At 62.8% G+C, this 16,736-nt stretch carries 14 protein-coding genes; 4 read left to right on the forward strand and 10 right to left on the reverse strand.

Going from position 1 to position 16,736, the window contains the following annotated elements; translation table 11 throughout:
- Positions 1-59 precede the first annotated feature (59 nt).
- From CVM52_RS04310 to CVM52_RS04335, 6 genes are all read right to left on the reverse strand, one after another.
- Positions 60-1,211: a CaiB/BaiF CoA transferase family protein gene (locus CVM52_RS04310; protein ID WP_100161367.1), complete on the reverse strand. Its 1,152-nt coding sequence runs from the start codon at positions 1,209-1,211 to the stop codon at positions 60-62.
- Between the two features lie 38 nt (positions 1,212-1,249).
- Positions 1,250-2,038, reverse strand: coding sequence for an alpha/beta fold hydrolase (locus CVM52_RS04315; RefSeq protein WP_100161368.1), 789 nt, complete (start codon positions 2,036-2,038; stop codon positions 1,250-1,252).
- A gap of 9 nt (positions 2,039-2,047) precedes the next feature.
- Positions 2,048-4,006 (reverse strand): tripartite tricarboxylate transporter permease, encoded by a 1,959-nt coding sequence (locus CVM52_RS04320; RefSeq protein ID WP_100161369.1) that lies wholly within the window; start codon positions 4,004-4,006, stop codon positions 2,048-2,050.
- Positions 4,007-4,068: 62 nt separating this feature from the next.
- Entirely contained in the window at positions 4,069-5,142 is a 1,074-nt protein-coding gene (locus tag CVM52_RS04325) for a Bug family tripartite tricarboxylate transporter substrate binding protein (RefSeq protein ID WP_100161370.1), read from the reverse strand.
- Positions 5,143-5,178: 36 nt separating this feature from the next.
- Positions 5,179-6,336 carry an acyl-CoA dehydrogenase family protein gene (locus tag CVM52_RS04330; protein ID WP_100161371.1) on the reverse strand — a complete coding sequence of 386 codons (1,158 nt, stop codon included), beginning with the start codon at positions 6,334-6,336 and terminating at the stop codon, positions 5,179-5,181.
- 10 nt (positions 6,337-6,346) lie between these two features.
- Complete coding sequence (locus CVM52_RS04335) at positions 6,347-7,186, reverse strand: p-hydroxycinnamoyl CoA hydratase/lyase (RefSeq protein WP_100161372.1); 840 nt, start codon at positions 7,184-7,186, stop codon at positions 6,347-6,349.
- Positions 7,187-7,620: 434 nt separating this feature from the next.
- On the opposite strand from CVM52_RS04335, the gene CVM52_RS04340 reads away from it, so the two are divergent.
- The 3 genes from CVM52_RS04340 to CVM52_RS04350 are packed head-to-tail and all read left to right on the forward strand — an operon-like array spanning position 7,621 to position 10,683.
- Complete coding sequence (locus CVM52_RS04340) at positions 7,621-8,304, forward strand: DUF2848 domain-containing protein (RefSeq protein ID WP_100161373.1); 684 nt, start codon at positions 7,621-7,623, stop codon at positions 8,302-8,304.
- A gap of 32 nt (positions 8,305-8,336) precedes the next feature.
- Complete coding sequence (locus CVM52_RS04345; protein WP_100161374.1) at positions 8,337-9,962, forward strand: thiamine pyrophosphate-binding protein; 1,626 nt, start codon at positions 8,337-8,339, stop codon at positions 9,960-9,962.
- A 46-nt stretch (positions 9,963-10,008) separates the two neighbouring features.
- Positions 10,009-10,683 carry a GntR family transcriptional regulator gene (locus CVM52_RS04350; RefSeq protein ID WP_100161375.1) on the forward strand — a complete coding sequence of 225 codons (675 nt, stop codon included), beginning with the start codon at positions 10,009-10,011 and terminating at the stop codon, positions 10,681-10,683.
- Positions 10,684-10,801: 118 nt separating this feature from the next.
- Here the strand turns inward: CVM52_RS04350 and CVM52_RS27625 are convergent, their stop codons facing one another.
- The gene (locus CVM52_RS27625; protein ID WP_100161376.1) at positions 10,802-12,604 is read right to left on the reverse strand and encodes a calcium-binding protein; all 1,803 of its coding nucleotides are present in this window, start codon (positions 12,602-12,604) and stop codon (positions 10,802-10,804) included.
- A gap of 186 nt (positions 12,605-12,790) precedes the next feature.
- Here CVM52_RS27625 and CVM52_RS04360 point away from each other — a divergent pair, with 186 nt between their 5' ends.
- Positions 12,791-14,530: an alpha/beta fold hydrolase gene (locus tag CVM52_RS04360; protein WP_100161377.1), complete on the forward strand. Its 1,740-nt coding sequence runs from the start codon at positions 12,791-12,793 to the stop codon at positions 14,528-14,530.
- Between the two features lie 316 nt (positions 14,531-14,846).
- On the opposite strand, the gene CVM52_RS04365 is transcribed toward CVM52_RS04360, so the two are convergent.
- From CVM52_RS04365 to CVM52_RS04375, 3 genes are all read right to left on the reverse strand, one after another.
- The gene (locus CVM52_RS04365) at positions 14,847-15,383 is read right to left on the reverse strand and encodes an RES family NAD+ phosphorylase (protein WP_100161378.1); all 537 of its coding nucleotides are present in this window, start codon (positions 15,381-15,383) and stop codon (positions 14,847-14,849) included.
- Between the two features lie 2 nt (positions 15,384-15,385).
- The gene (locus CVM52_RS04370) at positions 15,386-15,736 is read right to left on the reverse strand and encodes an antitoxin Xre/MbcA/ParS toxin-binding domain-containing protein (protein WP_100161379.1); all 351 of its coding nucleotides are present in this window, start codon (positions 15,734-15,736) and stop codon (positions 15,386-15,388) included.
- A 47-nt stretch (positions 15,737-15,783) separates the two neighbouring features.
- Positions 15,784-16,736, reverse strand: a 953-nt coding sequence (locus CVM52_RS04375; RefSeq protein WP_100161380.1) for a ParB/RepB/Spo0J family partition protein, incomplete at its 5' end; no start/stop codon positions are given.

A 16,736-nucleotide genomic window follows, 5' to 3' on the forward strand; every position in this document is an offset into this window, starting at 1 on the left:
GCCGTATGAAAATGGTGGAAAACGGCGGTGCAGCGCCCCCTAAGAGGGGCTGACGGCCATCAGGCGCGGCTTAAGTCACCGTCAAGCTCCTGCAGAACTTCTTCGGTATGCTCACCCAAAAGTGGCGGAGCGACCTGGGGCTGGCTGTCGCGGTTGCCATCGATCCAAACCGGGTTGCGCACCGCTCGCACAGTGCCCTCGGCGGGGTGTTCGAGATCCATGAACGAACTCAGATGTTGCACCTGAGGGTCGTCGAACACTTCTTCTACCCTGTTCACCGTGGCAAACGGCACGTCTGCTTCGGCCAGTTTTTCCTGCCAGTGGCTCAGCGGGTGTTCGGCAAAGGTTGGGGCGGCTTCCCGGCTCAGGTCGAAATAGTTCTCGATCCGCCCGGCACGCTCTGCAAACCGCGCGTCAGCGGCCAGGTCTTGCCGTCCGGTCGCGACCAAAAAACCCTGCCAGAACTTCTCTTGCGATGACATGTGCACATTGACAAGCCGCCCGTCCGCACAACGGAAAACGTAAGACTGTGACGTGCGCACCCTGAGGTAGGGATCCGACTGCAAACCCATCTGGGTGAAATAGCCGAAGGGATCGGGCATGAAGGCCATCGTCGCCTCCAGCATGTTGACCTCGACCCGCCGCGCCGGGCCGCCGCGTTCGCGTTCCAGCAGCGCGGACAGAATCCCGTAGCCGGCATAGATGCCGGTGACATTGTCGGAAATCGTGGGCCCCGTCAGCGCCGGCGCCTCGGGTTCGACAAACAGGCTGGACATGCCGCTGATCGCCTGGGCCACCGCATCATAAGCCGGGCGCTGCGCATAGGGGCCGCCGGTGCCGAAACCGCTGATCGAACACCGCACCAGGCCGGGATTCAGTGACAGCAACCTGTCGTCGGAAAAACCGAGCCGATCCAGAACCCCCGGCCGAAAGTTGTCAAGCAGCACGTCTGCCCGTTCGATCAACCGCGTCAGCGCGGCTTTGCCGTTGTCCGATTGCAGATCCAGCGCAACGCTGCGCTTGTTGCGGTTGTAGGAACAGAAATGCGGGCTGTAGGCGCCCCCGCGAAAGCTGCGGAACGGGTCGCCACCATCGGGACGTTCGACCTTGATGACATCGGCGCCCATATCCGCCAGCAACATGCCTGCCAGCGGCGCGGTGATCATTGTCGAAAGTTCGACGACACGAAATCCTGAAAGCGGCGCAGTCATCGGCGTGGGGTCTCCTTGTCTGGGAAGGTCGGGCGGGCTCACAGGCCAGCGGTCAGAAGATCGACCAGGACGTCTCGCGCCTCGTAGGTCGGGAAATGGCCGATACCGGGCAGGATGATCGGACTGACCCCAAGCCGTTCGGCCACGGATTGAACCGCGTCTGGCGGGGCAACCGGGTCGAGGTCGCCGCCGATCACCTGTACTGGCAGGACACCCGGCACAAGCAGCCGCAGAAGGTCCGCAGCGCACAGCATATGCCAAGCCTGAAGATAGGACTCCGCCGGGATCTCGGCCATCGTCGCGATGATCTGTCGCAAATCCTGATCTTCGGCGGTCGGGCCGACGATGGATTCCGTGCGCGCCTCGGCAAACTGCTGCATGCCCCCTGACCTGATTTCATCGGCCCGCGCCGCTTGCGTGGCGGCCCTGGCGGCCTCGGGCAAGTTACCGGCGCCAACCACGGGACAGATCAGGTCCAGGCGCGAGACAAGCTCCCGACAGCTTCCGGCCAAGGCGGCGACCACGACGGCGCCCAGCGAATGGCCCACCACCCGTGCCGGGCCAATGCCGCGCCGGCGCAGAAAATCCGCCAGCCGGTCGGCATAGTCTTCCGCTTCGGGGCGCGGTGACGTCAGGGCGCGGGCGCCGTTATAGCCGGGAAAGCTCCACGCCAGGACGTGATAGCGTTGCGCCAGCGCCTCCAGCACCGGGCTCCAATTGTCGGTGGTGCCACCAATGCCGTGAACCAGGACCAGCGGCGCGCCGCTGCCCGCCTCAACCCAGCTGTGCCCCGCTTCGGTCTGCAAGTCGTAAGTGATGGTTGTCATGTTCGCGTCCTACAGCCACCAGGATGGGTACCAGGCCACATGGATGACCTGATCGAAGATGCCCCAAAGAAGCAGCGTCACCCCGCCGGCATAGACACATGCCAGAACGGGTTTGGCACGGGCCTTCAGCAACAGGAAGGCCAGCGTGAAAACCGGCAGCGCGAACATCTGCCCGAAGGCCACCGTCAGCAGAACGATCCCGCCCAGCCACAAGGAAAATTCAACCAGAACACCCAGCGGGAAAGGGTCGGACCGATGGTCGCTGAACCGGCGGCGCCAGTCGGTCGTTCCGGCCAGGACCGCGCAGATCAATCCGGGTACCGCCATCGCAACCGGGAAGGCGGCCAGCGCCGCCGGCCAGCCCCGCGCCTCCCAGAGGGCAAAGGCGAAACCGGCGGCGGCAACCACCGCGAACACCACGCCGAACCGGGCGGATCCGGCCTGTTCGGCCGGTGTAATCTGCCGGTCTTCCGGCTGCGGCCCGGCCTTGGCGCGGGCCTTCTGCTGCAGGGTCTTGCGGACGGACATCACGATGGTCAGAACCGCGACCGCCAGCAGAATCAGCACAATCGGCCGGCCCAGCCAGGCAATGCCGTAGGATTGGCGTGAGATATGCAGCGCGTTTTCGAGGATCGGGGCGATGATGAAGCCCAGGATCAGCGGCGGGCGCGGCCAGGCGGCCCGTTTCATCGCGATGCCAAGCGCGCCGGCGGCGAACAGGGCTATCCAATCCCCCAGTTGAAAGGTGCTCATCCACGCCCCCATCAGGGTAAAGACGGTGACCGCAGGCACCAGCAAAAGCGCAGGAATGAAAATCAGGCGGGCAACATATTTTGACAGGACGAAAAGCAGGCCCGCCGCCACGACATTGGCAATGACCAGGGTCCAGATCAGGCTGAAGGTCAGCGACAGGTTGGTGCTGAGCATCGAGGGTCCGGGCGCGACCCCCTGGATCAGGAAGCCCCCCAGCAACAGCGCCATCGGCGGGCTACCGGGGATACCGAAGGCGATTGTGGGCACCAGGCCCCCGCCTTTTACCGCATTGTTGGCCGCTTCGGGGGCGATCACGCCCCGAATGTCGCCATTGCCAAATTGCGGGTCCTTGCGGGTGGATTGCACCGCGTGGCCATAGGCGATCCAATCCGCGATTCCGGCGCCGAGGCCCGGCAACATGCCGATATAGACCCCGAGAATGGAACAGCGCAGCGTCAGCCACCAGTTCCGCACCGCGTCGCGCACACCTTTCATCAGCCCGCTGCCCTGCCCCGGCGCCGCCGAAACCGACGCGATGCCACCATTGCCCTTCATCAGGTCCAACAGTTCCGGGATGGCAAACAGCCCCAGCACGACGGGCATCAGCGGAAGACCGTCGATCAGGTAAAGCACGTCGAACCAATAGCGCGGAATCGCAACTTGCTGGCCATAGCCGACACAGGCGATCAGCGTGCCCAGAACAGCGGCGGCAATCCCCTTGGTGATCGATCCGCCACTGAGCGACCCGACCATGGTCAGGCCAACCACGCCCAGCATGAAGAACTCCGGGGATGAGAACGCCATGATGATCGGCTGCAGCATGGGGATCGACACGATCACTGCAATCGCGCCGATTACGCCGCCGACCGCCGACACGGTAAAGGCCGCCCCAAAGGCGCGTTCGGCCTCGCCGCGCTTGGCCATTGGGTGGCCATCCAGCACCGTGGCCTGCGACGCGGCGGTTCCGGGTATTCCCAGTAGAACCGAGGATAACGTGTCAGCGGTCGAGGTGACCGCATACATGCCCAGCAGGAAACACAGCGCCGGCACCGTTTCCATCGTGAAGGTGAAGGGCAGCAGGATCGCCATGCCGTTCAGGCCGGACAGGCCTGGGATCACGCCAAAGACGATGCCGATCAGGATCCCCAGAAACAGGAAACCTATCGCAGGCCAAACAAGCAGTTGTGCCGCACCCGCCAGGGCCTGCTCGAGCATGGTTAATCTCCTGATTCAGCCGGGGGGACGGGCGCGGCACCGCGGGTGCCGCGCCGTGCTGCTTACTGGTTTACGTAAGCTTTGAAGTTCTCGACGAATTCCGGAGACAGGTCACCCAGTTCGTTGATGATCTCTTGGCCGGTATCGCCAACGGTCATGCGCGGCTCGATTCCCACGGTCTTGGCATAGTCCGCGATGAAGTCGGGATCCTCGGACAGGGCCTGAAACGCCGCGCGCATGATCTCAACCGCGTCATCGGGCGAATTCGGCGGCATGAACACCGAGCGGTACATCGCTTCCATGATGTTGTTGATCAGGCGCAGCGCTTCCCAGTTCTCGCCCGAGGGCATCGCGTCCGCGCCATGTTTGGCACGGTAGAGGTCCAGGAAGGTCACGGTGTTATACTGGTCCAACAGCGGGTCGGGATGGAACGCGCCGTCTTTTTCCACGTCGAAGTGGAACAGCGGGGTTGCCAGACCGGGTTCGATCAGCATCGGAATAATCGCCGAGGAATAGCTGGTCAGCGACCCGTTCGACAGTTGCACCTCGTCCTGCAACACCGCGGTCGCAACATCCTTGAGGCCCTTATATCCGCTCACCAGGTTGAAGGGCACCTCCAGGATGTCCAGCGCCAGCCGCGTGCGGACCGTCTGGTGAATCGTCGGCGAGAGGGACCCGGCCTTGAATCCGCTGGTCTTCAGCAGATCTTCGGGCGTTTCGACACCGGGCTCCACATCCTTGCGCATGTAGAAGATCGTCGGCTGCGAGATGCCGGCGACAAAGTCGAAATCGTTGTATTTGATCATCAGCCCGGGCGCGTCGATGATCTGGTCGATCGGGTTCCAGGTAAAAAACCCAACCGTCATGCCGTCTGCCTTGGCCGAAGTACCCAGATAGTTCGAGCCGATATTGCCGCCGCCCCCGGGCATGTTCTGCACGATAATGTCGGGATTGCCGGGAATATGTTTGCCCAGGTGGTTGGCGATCAGGCGGCCTTCGACATCGGTGGAACCACCGGCACCGTAATTGATCAGCAGCGTGACCTGTTCGCCCTCATAGCTGGTCTGGGCGAGGGCCGGGCCGAACCCGGCAACCATCAGCGCCGCGCCCGCTGCAAGTGTCTTCACAAGTTTCATGTTACATCCTCTGTTGGGGGGTGGTTTTTTTGGTTGCTATTGCGCGTAGTCCTGCAGGACTTTCTGTGCGAGAGAACCGCGCAGGATCTCTTCGGGGCCTTCGGTGATCATCATCGAGCGCTGATCGCGCCAGAATTTCTCGATCGGCAGGTCGATGGTCAGACCGGAGCCGCCATGGATCTGCATGCAACGGTCCATGGCCTCAAAGGCCATGCGGTCGCCCTGCATCTTGACGATATAGGCGTCGTGGCGAACGTCCTCGCCAAGGTCGTATCGCATGGCGGTGTCATAGACCATCAGCCGCAGGGCCTTGAGATCAAGGTAGGAATCCACCAGTTTCCACTGCACCGCCTGGCGCTCTGACAGCGGTTTGCCAAAGGTCTTGCGCCCGGTCGCCTGCGCCACCGCCATTTCCAGGCTACGCTCGATCACGCCGATGGCGCGGGCACCGTGGCGGATCCGTCCCTGGTTGATCCAGTCCTGCGCCAACGCGAAGCCGCGCCCTTCCTGGCCGATCAAATTGGCGGCAGGGACACGGACATTTTCGAATGACAATTCGCAGGGGCGGTCGCCCATCATGGTCTGCTGTTCGCGGGTGATCTTTAGCCCCGGCGTGTCCATATCCACGAGGAAAGAAGATATTCCCCCCTTCCGCCCCTTCACCGGGTCGGTCACGGCCATCACCTGCGCGAAATCCGCAGTTTGCGCCCCGGTGATAAAGATCTTGTACCCGTTGATGACATAGGCGTCGCCATCGCGGATCGCGGTGGTGCGGATGTTGCCCGGATCGCCACCGGCATCGGGTTCTGACAGCGCAAAACAGGTGGTTTTCTCGCCCCTCATCACCGGGAACAGGTAGTCCTTCTGCTGCTCAGGCGTCAGGTTGAACAGGATCGGAGAAACTTCAGGCCCGAAAATACTCTGCTTGCGGGGTGGGCAGGCGATCGTGCGGCCCATCTCTTCCCACAGCAGAACGCGGGCGATCAGGCCAAGGCCCAGACCGCCCTGATCCTCGCTCAGTTCCACGAACCAATAGCCCAGTTCCTTGGTCATGGCCTCGAAACGGGCGCGGTACTCCGGCTTCATGTCAAAACCGTCAGTCGCCTCGCGCTCGACCGGGATGATCTCGGTGTCGACAAAGCGGCGGATCTGCGCCTTCAGCATTTTCAGATCGTCGGAGAGTTCCAGAGTCATGTGCCGTTCCTCACTTCGTCTTGTCGGAAACCGAGGTGTAAGAGGACTCGGCCGGCCGATAGCTTTTGTCGTCGACGAATTGCCTGATCGCCGTTTCCTGCGCGCCGGACCCGGCACGCATGCGCAACTCGCCGATCTTCGCGGCGAGGTAATCCTCGGCTTCGCGTACCGGGATGTTGCGGACATAGCGAAGAGCGTGCTTGGTGGCGCGGTAGGCCTCGGGATCCTTGCCGATCAGCAGCTCGGCCAGCGCACGGGTCCGGGCCTTGAGTTCGGCCGCCGGCACCGCCTCGTTGATCAGCCGCAGCTTCGCGGCCTCGGTTCCGTCGAACTTGCGCCCGGTCAGGCACAGGTCCAGCGCGTCGCGATAGCCAAGCGCCTCGGTCAGCACGCGGGTTACCAGGCCACCAGGGATCTGACCCCAGTTGATCTCTGACAGGCAGAAGGTTGCATCCTCGGCGGCAATGGCAAAGTCGCAAGCGATCATTTGCGTGAAGGCGCCGCCAATGCAGACGCCCTCGATCATCGCGATGGTGGGCTTGTCGAACACTTCAAGCCGGTGCCAACGCCAGTCATTGGCGTTCCGCTGCGCCTTTTTCTGCGCCACGGGATCGCCTGAAAGGTCGCGAAAGAACTCTTTCAGATCCTGCCCGGCACTGAAGGCGCCGCCCCGGCCGCCAATCACCACGCAGCCAATCCCGGAGTCGGCCTCGAGTTCCTCCAATACCGCCAGCATCTCGGCATGCAGCTTGGGGTTCATCGCGTTCTTCTTCTCGGGACGATTCAGATAGACCCAGGCGATGCGCCCTTCGACTTCGACCTCGACCGTGGTCAAACCTTGATACGGCATCGGATTAACCTTTCGCGGCGCAAACGGGCCGGGCGGCGGCACGACGCAGCGACATGCAGGGGGAGGCGGGATAGATGGACATCGGGTCTCCTGCGACTTGTAATATTTCACAAGTGTTACACATGACCCCTTTTTCACGTCAACTGTCTTGTGAATTTCGGGCATTTTCCACGGCATCCTAGTGCAATATGCGGCCCAATTTCGCCTCACCACGGCGAAAGATGTCAGTTAAATCATTGTATAAATGAATTTTTTCCATATACCCGCTCATAAAACAGGCAGCACTTCTTCCATGTGAAGCGAAGTCCCTGACAGATCTTGTGAAATTTCACAAAGGCATTAAAACGGAGGCTGAAGCGGCTTTTTCCGGCGCCATCCGGCCCAGCGGAAAAGGCAGGCACCCCTGTTACCGGCCCAAGGAAGGACACCCAGACATGACCAAACTTTCCCTGCGGATCGACGAGCTTAGCGGACCATCCCAGGCCGAGATCGACGTCGCCAGACTCGTCGTGGCGGGGTGGACCGGGCGCAACAAAGAGGCGATGGAACACCATATCGCGGAGCTCGAGGCGCTTGGCGTCAAACGCCCGGCGGCGACACCGATGTTCTACCTGGTTTCGGCCGCGCGGCTGACCCAGTCGGACAGGATCGAGGTGATCGGCGAGGGATCAAGCGGCGAGGCGGAATTCGTGCTGATCGGTACGGAGGACGGGTTGCTCGTCGGTATCGGGTCGGATCACACCGACCGCGAGGCCGAAACCGTGGGCGTCACCCTGTCCAAGCAGATGTGCGACAAACCCGTCGGGAACGCGGTCTGGCGCTATGACGAGGTCAAGGAGCACTGGGATCAGATCATCATCCGCAGCTACGCCACCATCGGCGGAGAGAAGATGCTCTATCAGGAGGGAACCGTTGCCGCGATGCTGGCGCCCGAGGCGTTGATCGCGCAATTTGAACAGGAAACCATCGCGCCGGGCACCGCCATGTTCTGCGGCACATTGCCGGCCATCGGCGGCGTGCGAGGCTCCACCGATTTCACCTGCGAGCTGGAGGATCCAATCCTCAACCGCAAGATCACCGCCCATTACGACATCAACACGCTTGAGGTGCGCGGCTAAACAGCCATGCGGTCGGTACGGAGAGCGGCAGGATGAAACTTCACGAGGTCGTCGCCGACGGGCTTAAGCAACTGGGGGTCACCCATCTCTATGGCTTGATAGGTGATGCCAACCTGTTCATGGTGAACAGCTTTGTCACCTCCGGTTGCGGTCGCTATATTGCCTGCAACCACGAGGCCAATGCGGTGCTGGCTGCCATCGGTCATGCCCAGGTCACCGGGCGCACGGGGGTGGCCACGATCACCCACGGCCCGGCGCTGACCAACGCGGCAACCGCGCTGACCGAGGCGGCAAAGGGCGGCAACCCTCTGGTTTTGATCTGTGGCGACACCGCGCCGGGCGACCTGCAACACCTTCAGAATACCGACCAGAAAGCCCTGGTTTTGGCCACCGGAGCGGATTTCATCGACCTGCGCCGCGCCGATACCGCGCTGGAAGACATGGAACGCGCCTTCCGCCGTGCCAGCCTGCTTCGCAAACCCGTGGTTCTGAACATGCGCGTGGACCTTCAGTGGGACGAAACCGGCCCTCAGAAAATCGGCTTCGAACCGCCCGCCCCAGTGCTTGCCCCGGCCTCGGGCGCCCTTCTCGAAGAGGCGGTGGGAATGCTCGCCTCGGCCAAGCGGCCCCTGATCCTTGCTGGTCGGGCCTGCATCGGGGACGCGGCGCGGCAGGCACTTGTCGCTCTGGCCGACCGCATCGAGGCGCCGCTGGCCACCACGCTGAAAGCCCAGGGCCTGTTCGACGGACATCCGTTCAATATCGGTATCAGTGGCAATCTCAGCCATCCGACGGCGACCGAGGTCATCATGCAGTCCGACTGCATCTTGGCCTTCGGTGCCAGCCTTAGCAAATATACCACGGAAGACGGCGCCTATACGCAGGGCAAGCGGGTGGTCCAGATCCTGCCCGACGCGCTGGAAACGCCGCGCATGGCACCGCCGACGATCCGATTGATCGGCGACATCGCCGGCACCGCCAATGCCATGACCGCGCTTCTTGACCTGGCCGAGATCCCCGGCTCGGCCGCCACCGATACGGCACTGGCCGAACGGCTGAACGCCGAGGCCGCGGCCTTCGACACCCTCCCAGCGGAGGTCGCAACCGCGCCGGGCACCGTGGACATCACCATGGCCCTGCGGCGGCTGCACCAGTCCTTGCCCCGGCGGCGTGTTCTTGTCGCCGATCTTGGGCGCTTTGTGTTCTCGGCCTGGCGCAACTTGCCGGTGACCCAACCGCGTGACCTGGTGTTCACCTCGCATTTCGGCGGCATCGGCTGCGGCATCGGTCAGGCGATCGGAACCGCCACGACCATCGACGATTGCCCGACGGTGCTGGTGGCCGGGGATGGCGGCATGCTGTTATCTGCCCTGGGCGAACTATCAGTCATCCGGCGGGAAACGCCGGACCTTGTGATCATCGTCTGCAACGACGGCAGCTATGGCGCCGAACATGTGCAATTCACCAATCGCGCTCTCCCGCCCGACCTGTCGATGACCGACCCGCCGGACTTTGCAGCGATGGCCCGTGCCGCCGGCCTGGACGCGGTTACAATCAGCAATGCCGAGACACTTGAAGCGGCCTGCAGCGCGATCGCCGACAGGCAAGGCCCGCTTCTCATTGACCTGCGGCTCGACCCCGAGAAAGTGTTCAAATGATCCCGGCCCGACGCCGGCAGCAATTGATGGCCGGGATCCACTTTAGATGAAACTGCTTAACGGGACGCAGGGCAAAGGTACGAAGGCCTCGCTCCGAGAACAGGCCTACGACACGCTCAAACGCCGCATTCTCACCTGCGACTTGCGCCCCGGCGAGGCGGTGACCGTGGCCGAACTCAGCGGATCGCTGGGCATCGGACGCACCCCGGTAACCCAGGCGATAGATCGCCTGATGCTGGACGGGCTGGTGGATGTCATGCCGCGCAAAGGCGTGGTGGTCAGCCCCGTTTCGCTGGACCACCTGGTCGAGATCATCGAGGTCCGGCTGTTGAACGAGGTGCAGGCCGCAAGATGGGCCACCCGGAACGTCACAGCGCAACAGATCCAGCAGATGCGCGATAACATCCAGATGATGCACAAGGCGGCCCAGACTCGCGAAATTGCCGATCTCATTGCGCTGGACAGCGCCTTTCACAAACTGATCGCCAAATCCGCCCGAAATGGCATCGTGGCCGAACTGCTGAGCAACCTGCATGACCGGTCGCTGCGCTTTTGGACCCTCTCACTTCGCATACCCGATCGAAACAACAGGGTCTGCGAACAGCACTCAGCCATCGTCGACGCGCTGGAACTGGGCGATGCCGACGCCGCCGCCCAGGCGTTGATTGACCATATCACCGATTTCCAGGCCAGCATCATGGGCCAGATCAACCGCTTCTGACCGCCCGTGAGGAAGGCGTTGCTGGCCTGCCCCGAGGATGTTCCCTGCTGCACCCGGGCTGCAAGCCTGTCCCGGCGCAGAACCGGCGGCATGTTGGGGCATGCCGCCGGTGTGGCACTCAGACGAAAGCGATATCGTCGCTGAGCGCCTTCCAGGTGTTGACGCCGAGGACCGTCAGTTCGTTGCTGCCAAAGTCGAAGAACAGGCCGCCGTCGATCTTCTCGGCCATCTTCTTCAAGTCGGACTTGCTCAGGTCGTTGCCGCCCTTACCAAGATCGCTGTCGAACAGAACCGTATCCTGGTTGTTCTGGAAGTCGGTGATCTTGTCCTTACCCTTGTTGAAGAGGAAGCTGTCACGTCCGCCGCCGCCGGTCATCACGTCGTTGCCGGTGCCGCCGTCCAGCCGGTCATTTCCGGCGCCGCCCAGCAGCTTGTCATTGCCGCTACCGCCGATCAGCGTGTCATTGCCGTTGCCGCCCTTGATCGTGTCGCGCCCGCCGCCGCCATCGACATAGTCGTCCTTGGCCTTGGTGACGAATTTTTCGTTCTTGTTGGTCCCGACGATGTGCTGGGCCTGCTTGGCACCATAGCCGGTGACGTCAAAGACCTTGGCCATTACTGCGCCGTCGTCTTTGTCCCCGGTGCTCGACGTCCAGGTGACCGCGACATCGCCGTTGTTCAGCGTGGCCAGCGCGGAATCGTTTTGATCGCCGGCAGCCTTGTCGTTCACCATCACCTCCTCGCCCAGCTTCCAGCCCTTGCTGTTGAAACGTTGCAGCATGACGTCATCGTTGCGTCCCGAACTGTCCGTCCAGGTGATTGCAAAGCCGCCATCCTTGAGCGCGGTGATCTCGGGGAGGGTCTCATCCGAACTGCCGGTGTCGACGGTGATCTTGCCCGCGCGCGGAGTGAAGTCCTCGTTATAAACCTGCACATAGGTGTCGTAATGAAACTTCGAGGCGTTGCCGCCGCGTTCGTCGTGCTCCTGCCAGGTGATGGCAAAGCCGCCGTCTTTCAGCACCGCGACATGCGGTTTTGACGCGCTGCCGGTTGCACCGGAATTGGCAACGTCAAAGCGGTCGTTGTAATCGGTGAACAGGCGGGTGTCGTAGTTGAACGACCCATCCGTCAGATCCTGCTGGAAGATCTGGAAGATGATCTTGCCATCGCTGGCATCGGGCGAGCCCGACTGGCTGGAGACCACGATATACTCTTCGAGTTTGCCAAACCGGCGGTCGGTCACCTCGCGCAGCAGGGCGACATCCCCCCAGTTGGTCGAGCCGAAGGGTTCGGCGATCCCGAACAATTCCTCACCGCTGACATTCGTGCGATAGGTATTGGCATCGACGCTTTCGACCATGAAGGCATATTCGTCGCGCGGCTCGTCCTTGCTGTACCACGCGGTTAGGAACCGGTCGCCGCCCAGCGAGTGCACCGAGATGTCGATCAGGTCATCGTCGAGGTTGCTATTGCTTTGCGTGTTCTCGCGCTGCACCTCGTAGGGGATATAGGTCACGGTGGGGGAGTCGGAATCAAATCCGAACAGCTTCGAACGCACCTCGTAGTTCACGCCCGGAAAGGTCGTGGGCACCGGCGGGGTATCGGCATCGGGGGAAAGCGCCATCTGCATGGTCGATTGCCAGACCCACATGCCGCTGCCATCCTCGTTGAAGGCAACATCGGGGCTTTCCTGGTCGCCATCGGTCAGGTCGGCGATGGAGATCTCGCTGCCGACCTTCTGGCCCTTGGCGTTGAAATTCTGACCGTAGACGCCCCACAGGAACCCGTCCTGCCCGTCGCTCTGCCAGACGATCTGGAAGCCGCGCGTCGAAGGGTTGGCAGCGATGTTCGGGGATTGCTGGGCGTCGGAAGTATAGGTGTTGACCCGGAACTCTGAATCAAGCTGAGAAAAAGCAGCCATAACTGTCTCCTACAATAATGAGGGTAAAAGCGGTCTCGACGTCGAGAACCTCCCCCTGCGAGACCTTCTGGACCCGGCCAGCCGATCCGACATTATCAATTTTGATAGGGACGGTTGTTTTTTTGCTGCTAGCCTCTGTCGGGCGCCGGCCAGCCCCGGCGGCGTCTCGGAAGGAACAGGTGGCAGATGGAGCCCGACAACACCGGCAGCGTCGACACGACGGACAGACAGGCGCTGTTCACCGAACTCGTGCAGCTGACCTATGCCACCATCGCCGAACCCGAGAAATTCCACGACCTGATCGAGTTGTGGGAAAAGTGCCTGACCTCGCAGATCGTGACCGACGGAACCGGGGACGCAACTGAATTCACCGGGCACCTGAACAGTGCGCTGCAGATCTTCGACCGGATTGGGCGGATCCAACGCGATACCGATCGGGCCAGGCGGTTGCTGGAATCCTTCACCATGCCCGCGCTTATCTGCGGGTCTCAGCGGAACATCCTACATATCAATACGCGCCTGCGCGCCAAGCTGGGCGAGGAGGATCCGCTCGAACTTTTGGCGCAGAGCGAACTGGGCGACCAGGTTGCCAATTGGCCCGATACCCAATCGGTGGCCTTCGCCCAGACCTCGACCGGAACGGCCGGGATTCAGACGGCCATCATCACCCGGCTGCCCGCCGCCTTCGGCAACGATATCGGGTCAAGCCGAAACTTCCTTGTCATCTTCAACGACATAAGCGAGGCGAACGAGGTCTGGGGCATGATTGCCGAGAAATACGGTCTGACCCAGGCCGAGACCCAGGTGCTTGTGCTTCTCGCGAAGGGGATGAAGGCCGAAGAGATTGCCGCATTGCGCGAGGTTTCGATCAACACGGTCCGCGCCCATATTCGTGGCCTGCTCGAAAAATCCGACAGCAAGTCTCAGGGCGACCTGGTGCGGTCCAGCGTCTTTCTGATCGCCCAGGTGCAAAGCCTGAACGTCGTCTCGCAGGCGCTTCACCCGGCCGAGGACGCGCCCGCGGATCGCGAGGCACGGCTGATCCTGCCAAGCGGTCGGATGATCAGCTATCGCGAATACGGCGCGCGGGACGGGCGCCCCGTGTTGTACCTGCACGGTATGATGGCGGGGCCGGACCTGCCCGAAAGCGTCAAGAGCGACGCGCTCCGCAACGGCATCCGGATCCTTGCCCCCTCGCGCCCCGGATTTGGCCGGACCGACACCATCCCGGCCGAGGGGATGGAACTGATCCGCCAGTCCTGCCGCGACCTTTTGGCCTTTATCGACACGCTGTCGCTGGAGCGTGTCTTCGTGATTGGCAATCTCTCGGCGGTCGGGATCGCGGTCAACTTTGCCGACCGGTTTCCCGACCGCTGCGTCGGGGTGTTGAACACCGGATACAGTGGCGTTGTCACCGATGACCTGATCGAGGGCATGTCGACCATGTCGCGCGCTTTTGCCCGTACCTATCAGCGCTCGCGTACCGCGATCCGGTTCCTGACACGGGCCGCCATCGCCTCGGTCGATTTCCTGGGCGCGCACCGGATGATGCAACGCCACCTGCGCGCCTCCCCTGTCGACCTTGCCTATTGCGAGCGGGCCGGCTGTCTCGACATGATGGCGGAAGGTCTGAAACACGCCATCGCCCAGGGAGGCGATGCCTTTATCAAGGACGGCTATCTTGCCGTGACCGACTGGAGCGGCGTGATCGCCTCGCTCGAAGGCCGGGTTCCGGTCTCTGCGATGCTGGGAAGCAAGGACCAGATCGCCCCGCATGCGCGAGTACGCGACCGTCTTGCCGAGCTTGGGCATTACCACGTCGAATTTCTTGAGGATGCAGGGCAACTGGTGCTGTTCCAGGAGTGGCCCAGTGCGGTCAGGCGGATCGACGCCGCCTTTGCAACCCGGCCCGCCCTGCCCGAATAAAGCGGGTCCTTTGGCCTGCCTGAAATGATTGTGCCTGCGCAATTTGTCTCGGCCACGGCCAAGCGCCGGTCAGGATAAAAACAACACAGTAGCCGGTGCGTCGTCAGCAAAGCCTGTGACTCGGATGCCGACCGGCGGTATTCTACCGAAGCCTTGCTGTGGCCCGGGTCGGCAATGCCGCACCGTTGATGCCCGCCTGGAGGCGGCGCTTTATGTCAAAACTTCTAAGATTAACCGCCGCACCTGTTTGTGCTTTTCTGCGTCCGATAAAATATCGCGTCGGACAGGGTTTCGCGAGGGCGAATGTCCGCGAGCATCAGGGCGGGTTGTCCCCGCCCCCGGTCGCGCGGGACGGTCCGCCGCCCAGCCGCGTTTCATCATCCACCAACCGCAGTTGCGCCGCGCTATTCGGCCCCCACTCCCACAGGATGATGTTCAGGCTGTCATGCCGGGCGCCACGCGCAAAGCTGGGCACCGCCATTCCCGGATGCCCCGCCGCGATAAGCGCCTCGGCCATGTCCTGCGTCGGAACCGCCTCGCCCCGCTGCATGCGCAGACGCCAGGCCGGGTCGGCCAATGCTGCCTGCGTCATGCCATAGCGGGTGAGCAGTTCCGTATCGCGGACATCGGCCAACCCGGTGATCTCGGTCTCGAACTCGACAATCACCGACGGCTGGAACGCACCGCCGCGGGCGATCTCGAACCGCAGCGTATCGAAATCCCGCGCCAGGTACAGCGCCACCCTGCCCCGCCGATTGAACCGGCCGCCATGGCGCCGGGCCCCCTCTCCTGACAACGGCTCATGGGCGTAATACGGGTGCAGGGCACGGAACAGCGGCCCGCGATACTCCATGCTCAGGCAAACACGCCCGCATCGATCGACGCAATCCAGTCGCGCACCCAATCGGCATGGCCGTCCTGCACCAGGTCCATCGCGGTCATCCCGTCGAAGCCGTCCAGCGGTTCGGACCGGTACCAGGCATAGGCAATCGCCGCGCTGCCCAGGCGCGGCGCCATCAGGTTGACGATCTCTAGCATTTCGCGCAGCCGCCGCTGCGTGCGCGCCGAGCCAACCCGTTCGCGCCGCGAGACCGCATCGCGGCCCAGCCCGACGGTACGCGCGATTTCGTCGCGTGTGGTCATCAGAGCGGTTGCGATGCGCTCGGGCTGGAACAGGCCGCCCTTTTGGTAGTCAACAATCGACATTGCATATCTCCACGCGCATTGACATATAATGCGTCAATACGCGTGCGTCAACGAAGGTTCGAGCTCAGAAGCGCTTCCAACTCGCGCATCGTCGTTTCAACCAGCTCGCGATCCACCCGCTTGCCGCTGAGCCGGATTAGCCAGCCCTTGCCGTCTTCTTCGGCCTGCAAGCTGATGCCCGATTTCAGCGCCACCGAAGGCCCCGCGCCGAACGTCTTGCGCGGCCGCCCGCCCCGCGCCGGATCGGCCTTGGACGGCATCAGGCGCGCCAACGCCGCCTCAATCAGCGCCGCCTCTTCCTCCGCCGTTTCCGGTACCTTCTCGGCCAGCGCGGCGCGCAGCCGCCCTTCGGCCCCGTCCCGCAACGCCGCGGCCAGCTTCAGACCGTCGCGCTCCTTGATCAGGTCGGGAAAGCTCAGCATGTCACCCAGCTCCTCGAAGATCACCGCGAAGGACCGGATCTTTGACCGTTTCGCCTTGGACGCTGTTGGAAACAGCGCCGCCACCGCTTCCTCGACATTGCCAAAGGCGCCCTGCTGCACCGCGATCACCGCGATCCGCCCGCGCTCGTAGTGGCTGAGCGAGGCGCGGATCTCGTTCTCTTCCACCATCGCGGCAAAAGTGCCGCCCATCGCTGCGGGGTCGCGGATCACCGCCTTGATGGTGGCGAATGTCGGTTCGGACGACGCCGCCCGCAATTCGCGCATGGCCTGCAGACGCCGATAGCCGGAGAGCAGCCCGTAGGGTTTCTTCGCTCCCTCGGGCGACGGAAACACCTCGATCGGCAGGCGCAGCCCGCCGCGCTGGATCGACTTTTTCAGTTCGCCCATTTCCTCGGCATCCAGAACCATCCGGTCGCGCACCAAGGCATCGGCATCGATATCGTCGACCGGCAGCTCCAGCATCACCAGCCCCCTGCCCTCGGCGTCGCGCAACCGTTCGGCATCGGCACGGTCGCGGGCGCTGGCCGCCCGGGCCTCGGCCGGCCGCGGGTCGAAGG

Origin of the sequence: Pseudooceanicola lipolyticus (assembly GCF_002786325.1) — a bacterium.
In the GTDB taxonomy this organism is placed as follows: Bacteria; Pseudomonadota; Alphaproteobacteria; order Rhodobacterales; family Rhodobacteraceae; genus Pseudooceanicola_C; species Pseudooceanicola_C lipolyticus.

Coding starts and splice junctions, on each gene's coding strand:
- CVM52_RS04315 (WP_100161368.1), bottom strand. CDS start 2,038: ATGACAACCATCACTTACGACTTGCAGACCGAAGCGGGGCACAGCTGG.
- CVM52_RS04370 (WP_100161379.1), bottom strand. CDS start 15,736: ATGTCGATTGTTGACTACCAAAAGGGCGGCCTGTTCCAGCCCGAGCGC.
- CVM52_RS04340 (WP_100161373.1), top strand. CDS start 7,621: ATGACCAAACTTTCCCTGCGGATCGACGAGCTTAGCGGACCATCCCAG.
- CVM52_RS04330 (WP_100161371.1), bottom strand. CDS start 6,336: ATGACTCTGGAACTCTCCGACGATCTGAAAATGCTGAAGGCGCAGATC.
- CVM52_RS04360 (WP_100161377.1), top strand. CDS start 12,791: ATGGAGCCCGACAACACCGGCAGCGTCGACACGACGGACAGACAGGCG.
- CVM52_RS04345 (WP_100161374.1), top strand. CDS start 8,337: ATGAAACTTCACGAGGTCGTCGCCGACGGGCTTAAGCAACTGGGGGTC.
- CVM52_RS04310 (WP_100161367.1), bottom strand. CDS start 1,211: ATGACTGCGCCGCTTTCAGGATTTCGTGTCGTCGAACTTTCGACAATG.
- CVM52_RS04365 (WP_100161378.1), bottom strand. CDS start 15,383: ATGGAGTATCGCGGGCCGCTGTTCCGTGCCCTGCACCCGTATTACGCC.
- CVM52_RS04350 (WP_100161375.1), top strand. CDS start 10,009: ATGAAACTGCTTAACGGGACGCAGGGCAAAGGTACGAAGGCCTCGCTC.
- CVM52_RS04335 (WP_100161372.1), bottom strand. CDS start 7,186: ATGCCGTATCAAGGTTTGACCACGGTCGAGGTCGAAGTCGAAGGGCGC.
- CVM52_RS04325 (WP_100161370.1), bottom strand. CDS start 5,142: ATGAAACTTGTGAAGACACTTGCAGCGGGCGCGGCGCTGATGGTTGCC.
- CVM52_RS27625 (WP_100161376.1), bottom strand. CDS start 12,604: ATGGCTGCTTTTTCTCAGCTTGATTCAGAGTTCCGGGTCAACACCTAT.
- CVM52_RS04320 (WP_100161369.1), bottom strand. CDS start 4,006: ATGCTCGAGCAGGCCCTGGCGGGTGCGGCACAACTGCTTGTTTGGCCT.